The following is a 17,635-nucleotide window of genomic DNA, read 5'->3' on the forward strand; positions in this document are numbered from 1 at the left end:
GCCGACGAGAAGACGGGAGACGAAGCATGCGGCGGGATGCAGAGCAGCCGTTCTTTCAGATGTCCGGGATTTCGAAGAGCTATGGCGGCGCCGTCGCGCTGGATCACGCGGAGCTTGCGGTGCGCAGGGGACGCATTCACGCGGTCCTCGGCGAAAACGGCGCGGGCAAGTCCACGCTTTTGAAGGTGATGTCGGGCGTCGTGCAGCCGGACAAGGGCACGATGCATCTCGACGGCCGCGAAGTCTCGTTTGCGTCGCCGGCCGAAGCCAACGCGGCCGGCATCGTCTGCGTGTATCAGGAGCTGTCGCTGGTGCCCGATCTCAGCGTGGCGGACAACATCTTCGCGTCGAATCCGCCGCGCCGCTTCGGCATGATCGATCGCCGGGCGCAGCGCCGCCAGGCCGAGGCCGCGCTCGCTCGCGCGGGCGCGCCCGACATCAATCCGCTCGCGAAAGTCCGCGACCTGCCGCTGTCGCGCCAGCAGATGGTCGAACTCGCCAAGGGACTCGCGCACGAGCCGCGCATTCTGATTCTCGACGAGGCGACTTCGGCGCTGACCGCAGCCGACGTGGCGCGCGTGATCGAAGTGCTCAAGCGCCTGCGCGAGGAAGGGCTCGCGCTGCTCTTTATCTCGCACCGGATGCACGAGGTGAAAGCACTCGCCGACGAATGCACCGTCTACCGAAACGGCCGTCATGTGATGAGTTTCGAGGCGGGCACGCGCACCGACAACGAGGTCGTCGAGATGATGATCGGGCGGAAGTATCAGCACGTTTTCCCCGACAAGCCCGAACGCGAAGTCGACGAAGCTACGCCAAGCAGCGCCGTCAAACCCGTGCTCGCCTGCCGCGATCTCGCGTGGAACGACACGCTTCGAGGCGTCAGCTTTTCGTTGCGGCGCGGCGAAATTCTCGGGCTGGGCGGCCTCGACGGACAAGGCCAGCGAGAGTTGTTGCTCGCGTTGTTCGGCGTGCTGCGCGGTTGCGCGGGCGAGATCGAGATCGATGGCCGTGCTGTTTCCGTTGCGAGCCCCCGCGCGGCCCGCGCCGACCGGATCGGCATGGCGCTGATTCCCGAGGATCGCAAGACCGAAGGGCTGATGCTGCCGATGTCCTTGCGCGAGAACCTGTCGTTTGCCGCGCTCGATCGCATGTCCACGGCGGGCGTGATCGATCGCGGCCGCCAGCAGTCGTTCGTCGACCGGATGATGAGCCTGCTTGCGATCAAGTCGTTCAGCCTCGATGCCGCCGTGGACTCGCTATCGGGCGGCAACCAGCAGAAGGTGGTCATCGCGAAATGGCTGATCCGGCAGCCGAGAATCCTGCTGCTCTGCGATCCGACGCGCGGCATCGACGTCGGCACGAAACAGGAGATCTATCAGCTGCTCAGGCGCCTCGCCGACGAAGGCGCCGCCATCGTCTTCTACTCGACCGACTACGACGAGCTGATCGGCTGCTGCGACCGCGTGCTCGTACTCTACGAAGGCAGGATCAAGAAGGAACTCGCAGGTTCGGCCATCACCGAGCAAAGCCTCATTGCCAGTGCGCTCGACTTGCCGGTCGGTCAAACTTCGGCTTCAGAAGGAGTCGCGCCATGAGCGGCTTGCGTTACTGGTACGCGGAAAATCGCGGGTCGGCGTTCGCGTTCGGCCTCTTCGTGCTGATGTTCGCGATCTACCTCTTCAACTATCCGTCCAGCCTGTCGGCGAACGTCATCCAGACGGCGGCGAACAAGGCGGTGTTGCTCGCGCTGGTGTCGATGGGCCAGACGCTCGTCGTGCTGACCGCGGGCATCGACCTCTCGATCGGCATGATGCTCGTGCTCACGAACTGCCTTGCATCGTGGATGGTGACGGGCGACGCGTCGCACAGCGCGCTCGGCATCGCTGGCGTGCTCGCGGCGGGCGCGCTGTGCGGCGCGCTCAACGGCGTCATCATCATCTTCGGCCGCCTGCAACCGATCGTCACGACCATCGCCACGGGCGCCGTCTATTACGGACTGGCGCTGCTGCTGCGCCCGGTGCCCGGCGGATCGATCAACGAGGATCTCGCCGACGCCCTGACCGGCAAGGTCGCGGGCGTGGTGCCGGCGAGCCTGCTGATTCTTCTTGCGGCCGTGGTGTTCGTCTGGGTGCCCTTCAAGCGCTCGGCCCTCGGGCGCGCGGCTTACGCGACCGGCTCTTCCGAGCCAGCGGCCTTTCTGTCGGGCATGCCTATCCGACGGGCGAAGCTGATGAGCTACACGCTCGCCGGACTGCTTGCCGCGATCGGAGGGCTGTTTCTGACGTTCTTCACGGACACCGGCGAAGCGAGCCTCGGCAGCGCTAATTCGTACACCTTATTTTCGATCGCGGCCGTGGTGATCGGCGGCGTGTCGCTGCTGGGCGGTCGGGGCAGCGCGGTCGGCGCGATCTTCGGCGCATTCGCCTTCCGCTCGATCGGTGACTTGCTGTTCGTGTTCAACGTCGATGCGCTGTGGCAGCCGCTCTTTCAGGGCATCATCCTGTTGCTCGCCGTTTCTATCGGCGCGCGCGGGCTGTTCAGGGTCCGCAACCGCCTGGAGTGGTTCCAATGAGCGACGTTTCCGCAAACGGCCGGACGACGTTCGTGTCGAGGCTCGCGCGCAGAATCGACAAGCCGATCTTGATCGCGTTCGGGTGCATCGTCGCGCTGCTGCTCGTCGGCGGCATGTTCTCGCGCAGCTTCACGTCGCCGGAGTACATCCTCTTGCAGCTGAAGGTCGGCGCGTTTCTCGGCATTATCGCGACCGGGCTGATGATGGTGATCCTGCTCGGCCATATCGACTTGTCGCTGCCGTGGACGATCACCGTCGGCGCAATGATGGCGTGCGCCGTCGCGGGACAAGGCGACCTCGGACGCGTGCTCGCGATTCCCGCTGGCATCGGTTGCGGCGTGCTGATCGGCATCGTCAACGGCGTGCTCGTCGCGCTGCTGCGCATTCCGTCGATGATCGCGACGCTCGCGACCAATGCCGTCGCGCAGGGCATCATGATCGTCTACACGGGGGGATCGTCGCCGCAGGATTCCGCGCCTGACGTGATGCGATGGCTCGCGGCAGGCTGGCTCGTGCCGGGCGTGCCGAACGCGGTGGCGCTGTGGGTCGTCATCGGCGCCGCCACGATGTTCCTGCTGTCGCGCACGACCTTCGGCCGGACGCTGTACGCCATCGGCAACACGGAACGCGCGGCCTATCTTTCGGGCATCAATACGCGACTGGTCACCGTGGCCGCGTTTGCCGTGTGCAGCGGGTTCGCGGCCTTCGGCGGCGTGCTGCTGGCGGGGTACGCATCGAAGGCCGCGCAGTCGATGGGCGATGCCTACCTGTTGCCCGCCATCGCGGCGGTCGTGCTGGGCGGCACGTCGATACTGGGCGGCCGGGGATCGTACCTTGGCACCGTGGCCGGCGCGATTCTCATCACGCTTCTACAGTCGATCCTTTCCGTCGCGCAGATGCCGGAGGCAGGACGCCAGATCATCTATGGCGTCGTGATCGCGGCGATGCTGCTGCTGTACGGGCGCAGCAAGCGGCAGGCGTAGGAAGCGGGGCAATCGCTCGTCGCTGTAGGTCCGCAAATGCGAGTCCGTGCCGAGCCGGCGGTGACTTTCTTCTGGCGTTCATGTCCTTGCCTCGTCCGTTGCCGTGTCCTTTTCTTCCTGTCGTAAGGTTTACCCCGATTTAAACGGAATCCAACAAAAGGGACATTTTGGCTGCTGCACGTAATCCAAGCGAAATCCAATCGACGCCGCACTGAAGCGCCGCCTCTGCGACTGGCGTCGCGCACGCCGCAAAGGAGAGCGATTTGGTTCTGGAACTGGAGCGAGTCAGTGTCGTTTCTGGCGGGCAACCGTATCTTTACGGCGTGGATTTGCGCCTCGTCCCAGGCGCCATCAATGTGCTTCTCGGACCCACGCAGGCCGGTAAAACCACGCTGATGCGGGTCATGGCGGGTCTCGACAGGCCGAACGAAGGCCGAGTGCTCGTCGACGGCCAGGATGTGACCGGCGTCAGCGTGCGCCGGCGCAATCTCGCGATGGTCTATCAGCAGTTCATCAACTACCCGGCGATGACGGTTTTCGAAAACATCGCCTCGCCTTTGCGCCTGCAAAAGACCGACGCCGCCGATATCCGCCGGCGCGTGCACGAAGTCGCAGCCAAGCTGCATATCGATCATCTGCTTGAGCGACGGCCCGGCGAACTGTCGGGCGGACAACAGCAGCGCTGCGCGCTCGCGCGTGCGCTCGTGAAGCGTACGTCGCTGGTGCTGCTCGACGAGCCGCTCGTCAATCTCGATTACAAGCTGCGCGAGGAATTGCGCATGGAACTGACTACGCTCTTCGCCGACGGCAACACCACGGTCGTCTACGCGACGACCGAACCTCTCGAAGCGTTACTGTTGGGCGGCTATACGGCGATCGTCGATAAAGGCCGCGTCCTGCAGTTCGGTCCCACGCTGGATGTCTATAACGCCCCGATCGACGTCGCCGCCGCGGCTGTTTTCAACGACCCGCCGATGAACATGCTGACGAGCGACTGCGCCAACGGCCGCGCGCGTCTGCCGATCGGCGTGGAGGTTCCGGTCCGGCACGGTGACGCTGTGAACGGCGCGTGCCGCATCGGCATCCGGCCGGGGCATCTGCGTCTTCAGCCGAACGCTTCTCATGCGATCGCCGTTCGCTGCCGGCTCGAACTCGCTGAACTGAGCGGCTCGGAAACGTACCTGCATGTGCGCACGCTGACCGGCGCGGTCAATCTCGTTGCGCAGTTGCAGGGCGTGCATCAGATCGAACTCGGCACCGAGCTCGACGTTTTCATCGACCCACGAGAACTGTTCGTGTTCGGCGCGGATACCCGGCTGGTGTCCCGCCCGGAGGCCGCTCATGGCGCGCATTGAGTTCTCGAATCTCGCGCACGCTTACGGACCAGGACCCGCGACGCGCGACGACTACGCGCTTCAACCCATGAGCATGGTCTGGGACGACGGCGGCGCTTATGCGTTGCTCGGCCCGTCGGGGTGCGGCAAGACCACGCTACTGAACATCGTGTCGGGGCTCGTCACGCCGTCCGAGGGGAAGGTGTTGTTCGACGGACGCGACGTGACGGCGCTCGGCGCACGTCAGCGCAACATCGCGCAGGTGTTTCAGTTCCCCGTGGTCTACGACACGATGACCGTGTTCGAGAACCTCGCGTTTCCGCTACGGAATCGCAAGTTGCCGGCCGCCGAGGTCAAGAAGCGCGTGCACGAAGTCGCGGACATTCTCGATATGACGCGCGACCTGCCGATGAAGGCGAGCAATCTCGCCGCCGACGCCAAACAGAAAATTTCGCTCGGGCGCGGCCTCGTGCGCAAGGACGTCGCGGCGATTCTCTTCGACGAACCGTTGACCGTGATCGACCCCGCCATGAAGTGGATGCTGCGCCGTCAGCTGAAGAAGATCCACCAGCAACTGAAGCTCACGCTGATCTACGTGACGCACGATCAGGTCGAAGCGCTGACTTTCGCCGACGAAGTCGTGGTCATGACCAATGGCCGCATCGTTCAGAAAGGAGGAGCCGATGCGCTCTTTTTGCGGCCGGATCACGCTTTTGTAGGCTACTTCATCGGCAGTCCCGGCATGAACCTGTGTCCGATCGAACTCGACTCCGAAGGCGCCAGAATCGGCTCGCAGCGCTTGCCGCTCGACGCCCGCACGCTTGCCACGCTACGGGACGCGCATCAGCAGTCGAGCGGCGCGCTCAAGCTGGGGATTCGCCCCGAGTTCGTCCGCCTCTCGCAGCAAGGAGAAGCCGGTGCGGTCGCCGCGCAAGTGCTGCGCGCGCAGCAACTCGGCAACTATCAACTGGTCACTCTGCAATGCGACGGCCATGTTTTCAATGCGAAGCTGGAGCCGCATCTAAGGGTGGTCGACGGTCCTGCGTGGCTGCATCTCATCGCGCCTGAGACCGTGTTCTTCTGCAACGACGAACGAATCGAAACCCGCATTCTCGAAGGGGCCGCGCGATGAACAAGCCCGTCAATCAGAAGGCATGGCTGCTGGTCATTCCGGTATTCGTCTGCGTCGCGTTCTCCGCGATTCTGCCGCTGATGACGGTGGTCAATTATTCGGTGCAGGACATCATCGGGCCGACTCAGCACGTGTTCGTCGGTACCGAATGGTTTCGCAACATCATGACCGATCCGGATTTGCGCGAGGCGCTCGGCAGACAGGTCATATTCTCCGCGTGCGTTCTGCTGTTCGAGATTCCATTGGGCGTGGGCCTCGCATTGTCGATGCCGGCTTCCGGATGGCGCGCATCGGCGACGCTCATCGTGCTTGCCATGCCGTTGCTGATTCCATGGAACGTGGTGGGTACGATCTGGCAGATCTTCGGGCGGCCGGATATCGGCCTGCTCGGCTACTGGCTGAATAGTCTCGGCTTCGACTACAACTACACGGCGAGTCCTACGGCCGCATGGATCACCGTGCTCGTGATGGACATCTGGCACTGGACGCCGCTCGTCGCGCTGCTGTGTTATGCGGGATTGCGCGCGATCCCGGACGCCTTCTATCAAGCCGCGGAAATAGACGGCGCGAGCCGCTTCGCGGTATTTCGCTACATCGAACTGCCGAAGATGCGCGGCGTGTTGATGATCGCCGTGCTGCTGCGCTTCATGGACAGCTTCATGATCTACACCGAGCCGTTCGTGCTGACAGGCGGCGGCCCCGGCAATTCCACGACATTCCTCAGTCAGTATCTGACTCAGAAAGCGGTCGGTCAGTTCGACCTCGGCCCGGCGGCGGCTTTTTCGCTGATCTATTTCCTCATCATTCTGCTGCTTTGCTTCATTCTCTATAGCTGGATGAGCCGCGTAGGCAAAGGCGGAATCGCCGCGCAAGGAGCCGACCATGCAGGATAAGCGCCGCTGGATGCGGACGTCGATGCTCGTCGTCTATGTGCTGTTCGCGCTCATTCCGCTTTACTGGATGGTTTCCATCTCGCTGCGCACGAACGAGGAAACCATGGCGACCTTCGCCACGCTGCCCCAGCACGCGACGCTAGCGAACTACAAGGTGATCTTCACCGATCCTTCGTGGTACTGGGGCTACATCAACTCGATCATCTACGTGCTGATGAACACGGTGATGTCGGTGCTCGTCGCGTTGCCCGCCGCGTACGCGTTCTCGCGCTACCGCTTTCTCGGCGACAAGCACATGTTCTTCTGGCTGCTGACCAACCGCATGACGCCGCCCGCCGTATTCCTGCTGCCGTTTTTTCAACTGTATTCGAGCGTGGGCCTCACCGACACGTACATTGCCGTCGCGCTCGCGCACATGCTGTTCAACGTGCCGCTTGCCGTGTGGATTCTCGAAGGCTTCATGTCGGGCGTCTCCCGTGAAATAGACGAAACCGCGTACATAGACGGTTATACGTTTCCCGCTTTCTTCGTGAAGATTTTTCTGCCGCTCATCAAGTCGGGCGTCGGCGTTACGGCTTTCTTCTGCTTCATGTTCAGCTGGGTGGAACTGCTGCTCGCGCGCACGCTGACTTCGGTCAACGCGAAACCTATCGCTGCCGTGATGACGCGGACCGTGTCGGCGGCCGGCATGGACTGGGGCGTACTCTCGGCGGCGGGCGTGCTGACTATCGTTCCCGGCGCGCTGGTGATCTACTTCGTGCGCAACTACATCGCGAAGGGCTTCGCGATGGGGAGAGTGTGATGTTCACCTGGATGTACTGGACCCCCGAGGTGGCGATCTTCTTCGCCTGCATCGTCGTGATGCTGGGCGGCATGACCGTATGGGAACTGCGCTCGCCCACTCATGAACGCAAGGGCTTTCTGCCTATCCCGACGACACGCGGTGACCGGCTGTTCATCGGCCTCTTGACTGCGGCGTATATCAATCTCGCGTGGCTCGCAATCAGCGCCGAGGGCTCCAGTTCATGGCCGGGCTTCGCGGCCTCCGTGCTGATATTGCTCGCGATCATGTGGAAGGGCTAGATAGCGGACGCATGCGATGAAGACGGGCAACTGCCGGTTCCGCTGATGCCCCCAGCGGGCGCCGACACGGTCGAAGGGGCACGGAAGAGACAGGAGAACACCATGCATCAGAGGAGACGGAGCGTCACGCTGGCATTGGCGAGCATCGTGTCAGGCGCCTTTGCGAATCAGGCGCTCGCGGGCACGCCCGAGGCGCAGAAATGGGTGGACAGCGAGTTTCAACCGAGCACGCTTTCGAAACAGCAGCAGATGGACGAGATGAAATGGTTCATCGACACCGCTGCGAAACTCAAATCGCAGGGCGTCAAGGAGATTCATGTCGTGTCGGAAACCATCGACACGCATACCTACGAATCGAAGACGCTCGCTGCCGCATTCAGTGAGATTACCGGCATTCAGGTGAAACACGACATCATTCAGGAAGGCGACGTCGTCGAGAAATTGCAGACCTCGATGCAATCCGGGCAAAGCATTTACGACGGCTGGATTTCGGACTCCGACTTGATCGGCACGCACTATCGCTATGGCGTGATCGTTCCGCTGTCCGATTACATGGCAGGGGAGGGCAAGGAATACACGAACCCTGGGCTCGACTTGAAAGACTTCATCGGCACGAGCTTCACGACCGCGCCTGACAAGAAGCTCTATCAGCTTCCCGACCAGCAGTTCGCGAATCTGTACTGGTTCCGCGCCGACTGGTTCGCACGCAAGGACTTGCAGGACAAGTTCAAGGCGAAGTACGGCTACGATCTCGGCGTGCCGGTCAACTGGTCCGCGTACGAAGACATCGCAGAGTTCTTCACGAACGATGTGAAGAACATCGACGGAGAGAAAGTCTACGGCCATATGGATTACGGCAAGAAGGACCCATCGCTCGGCTGGCGCTTCACGGACGCATGGCTCTCCATGGCGGGCGCAGCCGACAAGGGCATTCCGAACGGCATGCCCGTCGACGAATGGGGCATTCGCGTGACGCCGGACGGCTGCCATCCGGTGGGTGCGTCGGTGTCGCGCGGGGGCGGCACCAACAGCCCGGCAGCAGTCTATGCGACGACCAAATACATCGACTGGCTCAAGAAATACGCGCCGCCGGAAGCGTCGGGCATGACCTTCAGCGAGGCCGGCCCGGTGCCCGCGCAAGGCCGGATTGCGCAACAGGTGTTCTGGTACACGGCGTTCACGGCCTCGATGCTCAAGCCGGGCAACGTCACGAATGCGGACGGCACGCCGAAGTGGCGCATGGCGCCGTCGCCGCACGGCGCTTACTGGAAGGACGGCATGCAGAACGGCTATCAGGATGTCGGCTCGTGGACGTTCTTCAAGTCGACGCCGCCGAAGCAGCGAGCCGCCGCATGGCTGTACGCGCAGTTCGTCACGTCGAAGAGCGTGTCGCTCAAGAAGTCGATTGTCGGTCTCACGTTCATTCGCGACTCCGATATTCATAGCGACTACTTCACGAAAAACGCGGACAAGTACGGCGGCCTGATCGAGTTCTATCGCAGTCCCGCGCGCGTCGCGTGGACGCCGACGGGCAATAACGTGCCCGATTATCCGAAGATGGCGCAGCTCTGGTGGAAGAACGTGGGCACTGCGGTGGCGGGTGAGAAGACTCCGCAGGCTGCGATGGACAACCTCGCGAAGGAAATGGATCAGGTGTTGGCCCGTTTGCAGCGAGCCGGAATGAAGGTTTGCGCGCCGGAACTCAATCCGCAAAGCGATCCGTCCAAGTGGCTGTCCGACGAGCACGCGCCATGGAAGCGGCTTTCCAACGAAAAACCGAAGGGCGAGACAGTGAAGTATGAGCAGTTGCTGTCGGCGTGGAAGGCGGGCAAGGTGCGGTAGCGGTTCTGCCGGTGCTCGGTGATTATGGATGGGCGGCGCTTGACGGCGCCGCCTTTTTTTTGCGCTTTTGGCGACGGCGACCGCGCCGGAGGTACCGGTCACTAGACGGTCGAGTGCTCCTTCACGCCCGACTACTTCGACGCGGCGTGGCCCATATCCGCCTCAGTGCACCCTCAACGGGATTCGACGCACCATCGTTGGCCGCTTCGTGACCTCGAATGGGTCAGCGTGCGTCGACCTGTTTCGACTTGATTCCGGCAAGTCCTTGATCCGAAACCGGGAAACTCTCTTGGCATGGACAGTGCATTGTGAGTTCAACTTGTATTCAAGATTGAACTCATGCAGGCATCTGCGGCCGCTATGCCGATTACTGTCCGTCCGCTCGTCGAGACGTACGCACGCGCACTCGCTGTCGATCTTCGCGCACGACGTCGCCGATGCGTGGCTCGATGCGCACGACTGTTACGCGCGCCGTATCTCACCGCCCGGCATCTGCACAACCACGACCGACGATGGCCGCGCCGTCGCGTCTGAAAGCGGCACACGCGTCATCACTTCATTCGGCGGCTGGCGCACGTACCTGCACAGCGTCGCATCCCCGCTCCGACCATTCATTCACACAGGAAGCCACACCATGACCAATCGCCGCCAGTTCATCAAAGGCGCGGGCGCGCTCGCGCTCGGCAGCGCGTTGCCGTTCGACCTCGCATTCGGCGCGAGCAACCTCACCGTCGGCGTGATCTACGTCGGCGCCAAGGGCGATTACGGCTACAACCAGGCGCAGGCACAGGCCGCGGCGGTCATCCGCAAAATGCCGGGCGTGAAAGTGGTCGAGGAAGAGAACGTGCCCGAAACCGTCGCCGTGCAAAAGACGATGGAAGCGATGATCGAGCAGGACGGCGCGACGCTGATCTTCGCGACCTCGTTCGGCTATTTCGATCCGCACGTGCTCAAGATGGCCGCGAAGTATCCGAAGGTCCGGTTCGCGCATTGCGGCGGTCTGTGGAAGCAGGGCGACCCGGCGAATATCGCGAGTTACTTCGGCTATATCGATGAGTGCCAGTACCTCAACGGCGTCGTGGCCGGTCACGTGAGCAAGAGCAAGAAGCTCGGCTTCGTCGCCGCCAAGCCAATTCCTCAAGTACTCCGAAACATCAACGCGTTCACGCTCGGCGCGCAATCGGTCGATCCGTCGATCACGACGCATGTCATCTTCACCGGCGACTGGTCTATGCCGGTCAAGGAGGCCGAAGCGGCCAACAGTCTCGTCGATCAAGGATGCGACGTGCTTACCTGCCACGTCGATGGCCCGAAGGTCGTCATCGAAACGGCGGAGAAACGCGGCGCGATGAGCTGCGGTTATCACGCGAGCCAGGCCGCGCTTGCGCCGAAGGGTTATCTGACCGGAGCGGAATGGGACTGGCAGACGCCGTTCAGGGAAATCGTCACCGATGCGCAGACCGGCAAGCCGCAACCGAACATCCTGCGCGGCGGTCTCAAGCAAGGCTTCGTGAAGATGTCGCCCTATGGCGCGAAGGTCACGCCGGACGCCAAGACGAATGCCGATGCGATCAAGACGAAGATGGCGGCGGGCGAATACGTCATCTTCAAAGGCCCGTTGAAGGACAACAAGGGCGGCAGCGCCATCGCGTCCGGCGCCGCTTACGCGCAGACGGATATCAAGCTGGAGAGCATGAACTATCTCGTCTCGGGCGTCGTCGGGCAGATCTGACGGGGTTCGCTAAGCGGAGCTGACATGCCATCTTCTTCCTTGTTGTCGCGCGCAGCCGTCGGCGCATTGCCCGCATTGCCCGCATTACCCACGCTGTGCGCGCTCGTCGGCACGCTGGCGCTGTTCTCGCTGTTTCTGATCGTGCAGGGACAACCCGCCTACGATGCGCTCGTGCTCATCGGGCAGGGCGCGTTCGGCTCGTCGTTCGCATGGCAGAGCACGTTATTGCGCGCCGCTCCGTTGATGCTCACCGCGTTGTGCGTCGCGCTGCCCGCGCAGGTCGGGCTGATCGTGATCGGGGGCGAAGGCGCGCTCGCGCTCGGCGGACTGGCCGCGGCCGTCGTGGCGGCGCACGTGCCCGCCGCGTTGCCGTGGTTCGCGGCCGCCCCGCTGATGGCGCTTGCCGGCATGCTCGCGGGCGGCGTGTGGATCGGCGCGGTCGGCGCAATGCGCCAATTGCGCGGCGTCAACGAGACCATCAGCAGCCTGTTGATGTCGTATATCGCGATTGCGTTGTTCAAGCATCTCGTCGAAGGCCCGTTGCGCGATCCCGCGAGCCTCAATAAACCGTCGACGCCACCGGTCCCCGATGCGCTCGCCATCGGTTCGCTGCCCGGCCTCGACGTGCACTGGGGCCTGCTGTGGGGCGCGCTCGCGTGCATCGCGGCATGGGTCTTCGTGCGACACAGCACCAAGGGCTTCGCGATGCGCGTCGCGGGCGGCAACAATCATGCGGCGAAGCTCGTCGGCCTGCCGGTGAACCGGCTCGCCATTGCCGCATGCGCGATGGGCGGCGCGGCGGCGGGCCTCGCCGGCATGTTCGAAGTCGCGGCGGTGCAGGGCAGCGCGAACGCCTCGCTGCTCGCGGGCTATGGCTATGCAGGCATCCTCGTCGCGTTCGCCGCGCGCCAGAATCCGCTCGCCATCGTGTTGTGCGCGGTCCTCGTCGGCGGCATCGAAGCGAGTGGGTCGCTCCTGCAACGCCGTCTTGGCTTGCCCGACGCCACCACGCTCGTCTTGCAGGGACTCCTCTTTGCCAACCTGCTCGCGTGGGAAGCAATGGGCGGCCGTCTCGCGGCATGGCGCATCCGCTTGCAGGCAATCTCGGCCGCGCGTTCAGCCGCAGGACTGGAGGGCACGCATGTTTGATGCACATTCACCCGTCGCCGTGCTCCTGCTGTCGCTCTTTGCGGGCGCTATCCGCGTCAGCACGCCGTATCTGTTCGTGAGCATCGGCGAATGTCTCACGGAGAAGGGCGGCCGCGTCAATCTCGGGCTCGAAGGCATTCTCGTTTCAGGCGCGATGACCGGTTACGCCGCCGCGTACCTCTCCGGTTCGCCGTGGCTCGGCGTGCTCGCCGCCGGATGCGCCGGGCTGCTGCTCGGCTGCCTGCACGGTCTCGTGTGCTCGCTGCCGCGCGTGTCGGATATCGCATTCGGCATTGCGCTGATGCTCGCCGGCACCGGCCTCGCGTTCTATCTCGGCAAGCCGTTCATCGAGCCGCAGGCGCCGATGCTGCCGTCGATCGACCTCGGCGCATGGGCGTCGTCGCCGCAGTTGCACAACGCGCTGCATGTGAATCCGCTGTTCATCGCGGGGGTGCTGCTCGCGTTCGCATTGCAATGGGGCTTGCGTCATACGCGCTGGGGTCTGGCGCTGCGTCTCGTCGGCGAAAACGCGGAAAGCGCCCGCGCGATGGGTTATCCGATCACGCGCGTGCGCATTCTCGCGACGACCGCCGGCGGCTTCTTCGCGGGTGTCGGCGGCGCGTATCTGTCGCTGGTGTATCCGGGCAGCTGGAACGAAGGCCTGTCGAGCGGACAAGGGCTGATGGCCGTCGCGCTCGTGATCTTCGCGCGCTGGCAGCCGTTGCGGTGCCTGTGGGCCGCGTTGATCTTCGGGGCCGCGGGCGCGCTGGGGCCGGCGCTTCAGGCTATCGGCGTCACGAGCGGCTATTACCTCTTCAACGCCGCGCCCTATGTGCTGACGCTCGCGATCATGCTCGTCAACTGCCGGCCGGACCGCACGCTCGCCGGCGCGCCCGGCGAACTCAGCCTCACTCGTTGATTTAATCACGGAGCAACCCATGACCCGCTTCATCGAAGCACGGCCCTATCCCTGGCCTTACGACGGCAACCTGCTCCCTGAGAACACCGCGCTCGTCATCATCGACATGCAGACGGATTTCTGCGGCGTCGGCGGGTATGTCGACAAGATGGGCTACGACCTTTCGATGACGCGCGCGCCCATCGAGCCGATCAGGAACGTCCTCACGCTGATGCGCGAGCAGGGCTTCACGATCATCCATACGCGCGAAGGGCATCGGCCCGATCTCTCCGACCTGCCCGCCAACAAGCGATGGAGAAGCCGCCGCGCGGGAACGCAAGGCGTGGGCATCGGCGATGAAGGACCCTGCGGCAAGATTCTCGTGCGCGGCGAACCGGGTTGGGAGATCATCGACGAACTGAAGCCGGTGGATGGCGAGATCGTCATCGACAAGCCGGGCAAAGGCTCGTTCTGCGCCACCGACCTCGAAATGGTGCTGCGCACGCGCGGCATCGTCAATCTGGTGCTGACGGGCATCACGACGGATGTCTGCGTCCACACGACGATGCGCGAAGCGAACGACCGCGGCTTCGAGTGCACGATTCTCGCGGACTGCTGCGGCGCGACCGACCGCGGCAACCACGACGCCGCGCTCAACATGGTGCTGATGCAGGGCGGCGTCTTCGGCACGGTGTCCGATTCGAAGGCGCTGCTCGCCGCGCTGGGAAGCCGGCCATGAATGCTTCGATCAAGGCGATGGGCGTCGAAGTGCTCGGCGCGACCAAACGCTTCGGCGCGTTCACTGCGCTCGACGGCGTCACGCTCAGGGTGCGCGCGGGCACCGTCCATGCGCTGCTCGGCGAGAACGGCGCGGGCAAGAGCACGCTCGTGAAAGGGCTCGTCGGCTATGGCGTGCTGGACGACGGCGAGATCGTCGCGGATGCGCGGCAGGTGAAGATCGCGTCGCCGCGCGATGCGCAGGCGCTCGGCATCGGCATGGTCTATCAGCACTTCACGCTGGCGGCGGGCTTGTCGGTGGAAGAGAACCTGCTGCTCGCGCGAGGACGTCTGCCGTGGAAGATCGACTGGGCGAAGGAACGCGCCGCGCTGCAGGCGTTCATGCGGTCGATGCCCTTCCGTCTGCCGCTCGACGCGCCTGTCGCCGGTCTTGCCGCAGGGGAGAAGCAGAAGCTCGAAATCCTGAAGCAGTTGTATCTGCAGCAGCGTTTTCTGATTCTCGACGAACCGACTTCCGTGCTGACGCCGCAGGAAGCCGATGAAGTGCTCGGCCTGATGCGCGATCTCGCCGCGCGCGGCGAACTGACGGTGCTGATGATCACGCACAAGTTCCGCGAAGTGATGGCCTATGCCGATGACGTGACCGTGCTGCGCAAAGGCAGGCTCGTCGGCACGAGCGCGGTGGCGGACACGAGCCGCGACCGGCTCGCGGCATGGATGATGGGCGGCGAAGCGCCATCGGACGATCCGGAGCTGGCGCAGTCGCGCCCTGCGCGCAAGCCTTGTCCGGCGGATGCGCCGGTGCGCCTCGCGTTGCGAAACCTGAGCGTGATCGACGATCGCGGGCATGCGGCTGTGCGCGAAGTCTCGCTCGCGGTGAAGTCGGGCGAGATCCTCGGTATCGCGGGCGTATCGGGCAACGGACAAAAGGAACTGATCGAGGCGCTCGTCGGCCAGCGGCGCGTCGAGGCGGGCGAGATGCGCATGCACGGCGAGCCGTATCGCGCGACGCGGGAGGAAATGACGCGGCTGCGCGTGTTCGCGCTGCCCGAGGAACCGTTGCGCAACGCATGCGTCGCGAACATGAGCGTTGCCGAGAACCTCGCGTTGCGCGACTTCGATCGTCCGCCGATGAAGCGCCACGGCTGGCGGCTCGATCGCCGCGCGATGCGCGAGCGGGCCGAACGGCTCATCGCCGAATTCAACGTCAGGCCGCCGGTGCCTGCACGCGCCATCGGCACGCTGTCGGGCGGCAACGTGCAACGCGCGGTGCTCGCGCGCGAACTCGGGCACGCGGTCGATGTGCTGATCGTCGCGAATCCGGTGTTCGGGCTCGACTTCGCGTCGGTGGCGGACATTCACGCGCGCATCCTTGCCGCACGCGATAGCGGCGCGGCCGTGCTGCTCGTCAGCGAAGACCTCGATGAACTGCTGGAACTGGCAGACCGCATCGCGGTGATCGCGGAAGGCCGGATCGTGCATGAAACGGCTGCAAGCGGCGCGGATCGCGTCGCGTTGGGAAGACACATGGCCGGCCACGTCGAAAGCGCCACGCGCGATACGTCGGAGCCGGTCACCGTCCACGCATAACGAAAGGAGCAAGGAAGAATGAGTTCGAGCGGTCTCGGTGGGTTGAACAAGTCGCCGCAAGGCATCGTCGTGGGACTCGTGCAGTTGCAGAATCCGAATGTGGCGACGCCTGCGCAGCTCGCCGCGCAAACGCGGCGCATCGTGGACATGGTGGGCAAGGCGCGGCGCAACAATCCGGCTATGGATCTCGTCGTGTTCCCCGAATACATGCTGCACGGCCTGTCGATGAGTACCGACGACGCCATCATGTGCTCGCTCGACGGCCCCGAAGTGGCGGCATTCAAGGCGGCCTGCGTCGAGCATCGCATCTGGGGATGCTTCTCCATCATGGAGCGCAATCCGGGCGGCAATCCGTATAACAGCGGCATCATCATCGACGATCAGGGCGAGATTGCGCTGTACTACCGCAAGATGCATCCTTGGGTGCCGGTGGAGCCGTGGGAGCCGGGCAATGTCGGCGTGCCGGTGTGCATCGGGCCGAAGGGCGCGAAGCTCTCGCTCATCATCTGTCACGACGGCATGTTTCCGGAGATGGCGCGCGAAGCCGCGTACAAGGGCGCGGAGATCATTCTGCGCACGGCCGGTTATACCGCGCCGATCCGTCATGCATGGAAGGTCACCAATCAGTCGAACGCGTTCCAGAATCTCGCGCAGACCGCGAGCGTGTGTCTGTGCGGCAGCGACGGCACGTTCGACTCGATGGGCGAGGGCATGTTCTGCGATTTCGACGGCGCGGTGATGGTGGAAGGCAGCCATCGTCCCGACGAAATCATCACCTGCGAAATGCGGCCCGATCTCGTGCGCGAAGCGCGCATTCACTGGGGCGTCGAAAACAACATCTACCAGTTCGGGCATCGCGGCTACGTGGCCGTGAAGGGCGGCGCGCAGGATTGCCCGTACACGTTCATGCAGGACATGGTGCGCGGAGAATATCGCCTGCCGTGGGATGAGGATGTCGTCGTCAAAGACGGTACGTCATGCGGCTTTCCGGCGCCCGAACGCCGCTACGAGGGCTGACGCCGTGCCGGCCATCACGCGCGCGCGGCCGTCGCCGTTCACCTTCGAGGCATCGCATACGGCGTTGATCGTCATCGACATGCAGCGCGATTTCATCGAACCCGGCGGCTTCGGCGAAAGCCTCGGCAACGATGTGTCGCTGCTCGCGTCGATCGTGCCGACAGTGGCGCGGCTCATCGATCACGCGCGCAACGAGGGCTGGCTCGTCGTGTATACGCGCGAGTCGCATGCGCCGGATCTTTCGGACTGCCCCGCTGCGAAGCGGCTGCGCGGCGCACCGCAGGCGCGCATCGGCGATATGGGACCGATGGGCCGCATTCTCATACGCGGCGAACCGGGCAATGCCATCGTCGATGAGCTCGCGCCCGTCGCGGGCGAACTCGTGATCGACAAGCCGGGCAAGGGCGCTTTCTATGCGACGCGTCTCGGCGAAGAGTTGGCGCAACGCGGCATCACGCATCTGGTGTTCGCGGGCGTGACGACCGAAGTGTGCGTGCAGACGAGCATGCGGGAAGCGAACGACCGCGGCTACGAATGCATGCTGATCGAGGATGCGACGGCGAGCTACATCCCCGCGTTCAAGACCGCGACCATCGAGATGATTCGCTCGCAGGGCGGTATCGTCGGATGGACGGCGACGCTTGGCGATCTACAGGAAGCCTGACTCAT

Annotated in this window: 16 protein-coding genes; all 16 read left to right on the top strand. The window is 63.9% G+C overall.

The window, feature by feature from the left end:
- Window positions 1–26 precede the first annotated feature (26 nt).
- The 16 genes from NCR35_RS26400 to NCR35_RS26475 all read left to right on the top strand — a co-directional run bounded on the left by NCR35_RS26400 (window position 27) and on the right by NCR35_RS26475 (window position 17,630).
- Window positions 27–1,598, top strand: coding sequence for a sugar ABC transporter ATP-binding protein (locus NCR35_RS26400; RefSeq protein WP_250536871.1), 1,572 nt, complete (start codon window positions 27–29; stop codon window positions 1,596–1,598).
- On the top strand, window positions 1,595–2,575 hold the full coding sequence (locus NCR35_RS26405; protein WP_250536872.1) for an ABC transporter permease: 981 nt from the start codon (window positions 1,595–1,597) through the stop codon (window positions 2,573–2,575). Before NCR35_RS26400 ends, NCR35_RS26405 begins: the two co-directional genes overlap by 4 nt.
- Window positions 2,572–3,558, top strand: coding sequence for an ABC transporter permease (locus NCR35_RS26410; RefSeq protein WP_250536873.1), 987 nt, complete (start codon window positions 2,572–2,574; stop codon window positions 3,556–3,558). Before NCR35_RS26405 ends, NCR35_RS26410 begins: the two co-directional genes overlap by 4 nt.
- A 263-nt stretch (window positions 3,559–3,821) precedes the next feature.
- On the top strand, window positions 3,822–4,913 hold the full coding sequence (locus NCR35_RS26415; protein ID WP_250536874.1) for an ABC transporter ATP-binding protein: 1,092 nt from the start codon (window positions 3,822–3,824) through the stop codon (window positions 4,911–4,913).
- Window positions 4,900–6,024: an ABC transporter ATP-binding protein gene (locus NCR35_RS26420; RefSeq protein ID WP_250536875.1), complete on the top strand. Its 1,125-nt coding sequence runs from the start codon at window positions 4,900–4,902 to the stop codon at window positions 6,022–6,024. The genes NCR35_RS26415 and NCR35_RS26420 overlap by 14 nt, the downstream gene beginning before the upstream one ends.
- Window positions 6,021–6,917, top strand: a complete 897-nt coding sequence (locus NCR35_RS26425) for a carbohydrate ABC transporter permease (protein WP_250536876.1) — start codon at window positions 6,021–6,023, stop codon at window positions 6,915–6,917. Before NCR35_RS26420 ends, NCR35_RS26425 begins: the two co-directional genes overlap by 4 nt.
- On the top strand, window positions 6,907–7,719 hold the full coding sequence (locus tag NCR35_RS26430; protein WP_244851620.1) for a carbohydrate ABC transporter permease: 813 nt from the start codon (window positions 6,907–6,909) through the stop codon (window positions 7,717–7,719). Before NCR35_RS26425 ends, NCR35_RS26430 begins: the two co-directional genes overlap by 11 nt.
- On the top strand, window positions 7,719–8,000 hold the full coding sequence (locus NCR35_RS26435) for a DUF2160 domain-containing protein (RefSeq protein WP_244851619.1): 282 nt from the start codon (window positions 7,719–7,721) through the stop codon (window positions 7,998–8,000). The genes NCR35_RS26430 and NCR35_RS26435 overlap by 1 nt, the downstream gene beginning before the upstream one ends.
- Window positions 8,001–8,102: 102 nt before the next feature.
- On the top strand, window positions 8,103–9,842 hold the full coding sequence (locus tag NCR35_RS26440; protein ID WP_250536877.1) for an ABC transporter substrate-binding protein: 1,740 nt from the start codon (window positions 8,103–8,105) through the stop codon (window positions 9,840–9,842).
- 634 nt (window positions 9,843–10,476) lie between these two features.
- The gene (locus tag NCR35_RS26445) at window positions 10,477–11,574 is read left to right on the top strand and encodes a BMP family ABC transporter substrate-binding protein (RefSeq protein WP_250536878.1); all 1,098 of its coding nucleotides are present in this window, start codon (window positions 10,477–10,479) and stop codon (window positions 11,572–11,574) included.
- A 24-nt stretch (window positions 11,575–11,598) separates the two neighbouring features.
- Window positions 11,599–12,723, top strand: a complete 1,125-nt coding sequence (locus NCR35_RS26450) for an ABC transporter permease (protein ID WP_250536879.1) — start codon at window positions 11,599–11,601, stop codon at window positions 12,721–12,723.
- Complete coding sequence (locus NCR35_RS26455; RefSeq protein ID WP_250475551.1) at window positions 12,716–13,642, top strand: ABC transporter permease; 927 nt, start codon at window positions 12,716–12,718, stop codon at window positions 13,640–13,642. Before NCR35_RS26450 ends, NCR35_RS26455 begins: the two co-directional genes overlap by 8 nt.
- 19 nt (window positions 13,643–13,661) lie before the next feature.
- Window positions 13,662–14,360, top strand: coding sequence for a biuret amidohydrolase (biuH, locus tag NCR35_RS26460; protein WP_244851614.1), 699 nt, complete (start codon window positions 13,662–13,664; stop codon window positions 14,358–14,360).
- A complete protein-coding gene (locus NCR35_RS26465; RefSeq protein WP_250536880.1) occupies window positions 14,357–15,949 on the top strand; it encodes an ABC transporter ATP-binding protein in 1,593 nt (530 codons plus the stop codon). Before biuH ends, NCR35_RS26465 begins: the two co-directional genes overlap by 4 nt.
- Before the next feature lie 18 nt (window positions 15,950–15,967).
- Window positions 15,968–16,966 carry a formamidase gene (locus NCR35_RS26470; RefSeq protein WP_250536882.1) on the top strand — a complete coding sequence of 333 codons (999 nt, stop codon included), beginning with the start codon at window positions 15,968–15,970 and terminating at the stop codon, window positions 16,964–16,966.
- Between the two features lie 4 nt (window positions 16,967–16,970).
- Complete coding sequence (locus NCR35_RS26475; RefSeq protein WP_350029234.1) at window positions 16,971–17,630, top strand: cysteine hydrolase family protein; 660 nt, start codon at window positions 16,971–16,973, stop codon at window positions 17,628–17,630.
- Window positions 17,631–17,635 lie beyond the last annotated feature (5 nt).

The organism is Caballeronia sp. AZ10_KS36 (assembly GCF_023631105.1).
GTDB lineage: Bacteria > Pseudomonadota > Gammaproteobacteria > Burkholderiales > Burkholderiaceae > Caballeronia.

Bases quoted from the DNA above. Each gene is read 5' to 3' on its own strand.
- NCR35_RS26410 (WP_250536873.1), top strand. From the start codon at position 2,572: ATGAGCGACGTTTCCGCAAACGGCCGGACGACGTTCGTGTCGAGGCTC.
- NCR35_RS26420 (WP_250536875.1), top strand. From the start codon at position 4,900: ATGGCGCGCATTGAGTTCTCGAATCTCGCGCACGCTTACGGACCAGGA.
- NCR35_RS26405 (WP_250536872.1), top strand. From the start codon at position 1,595: ATGAGCGGCTTGCGTTACTGGTACGCGGAAAATCGCGGGTCGGCGTTC.
- NCR35_RS26465 (WP_250536880.1), top strand. From the start codon at position 14,357: ATGAATGCTTCGATCAAGGCGATGGGCGTCGAAGTGCTCGGCGCGACC.
- NCR35_RS26400 (WP_250536871.1), top strand. From the start codon at position 27: ATGCGGCGGGATGCAGAGCAGCCGTTCTTTCAGATGTCCGGGATTTCG.
- NCR35_RS26445 (WP_250536878.1), top strand. From the start codon at position 10,477: ATGACCAATCGCCGCCAGTTCATCAAAGGCGCGGGCGCGCTCGCGCTC.
- NCR35_RS26435 (WP_244851619.1), top strand. From the start codon at position 7,719: ATGTTCACCTGGATGTACTGGACCCCCGAGGTGGCGATCTTCTTCGCC.
- biuH (WP_244851614.1), top strand. From the start codon at position 13,662: ATGACCCGCTTCATCGAAGCACGGCCCTATCCCTGGCCTTACGACGGC.
- NCR35_RS26440 (WP_250536877.1), top strand. From the start codon at position 8,103: ATGCATCAGAGGAGACGGAGCGTCACGCTGGCATTGGCGAGCATCGTG.
- NCR35_RS26455 (WP_250475551.1), top strand. From the start codon at position 12,716: ATGTTTGATGCACATTCACCCGTCGCCGTGCTCCTGCTGTCGCTCTTT.
- NCR35_RS26450 (WP_250536879.1), top strand. From the start codon at position 11,599: ATGCCATCTTCTTCCTTGTTGTCGCGCGCAGCCGTCGGCGCATTGCCC.
- NCR35_RS26470 (WP_250536882.1), top strand. From the start codon at position 15,968: ATGAGTTCGAGCGGTCTCGGTGGGTTGAACAAGTCGCCGCAAGGCATC.
- NCR35_RS26430 (WP_244851620.1), top strand. From the start codon at position 6,907: ATGCAGGATAAGCGCCGCTGGATGCGGACGTCGATGCTCGTCGTCTAT.
- NCR35_RS26425 (WP_250536876.1), top strand. From the start codon at position 6,021: ATGAACAAGCCCGTCAATCAGAAGGCATGGCTGCTGGTCATTCCGGTA.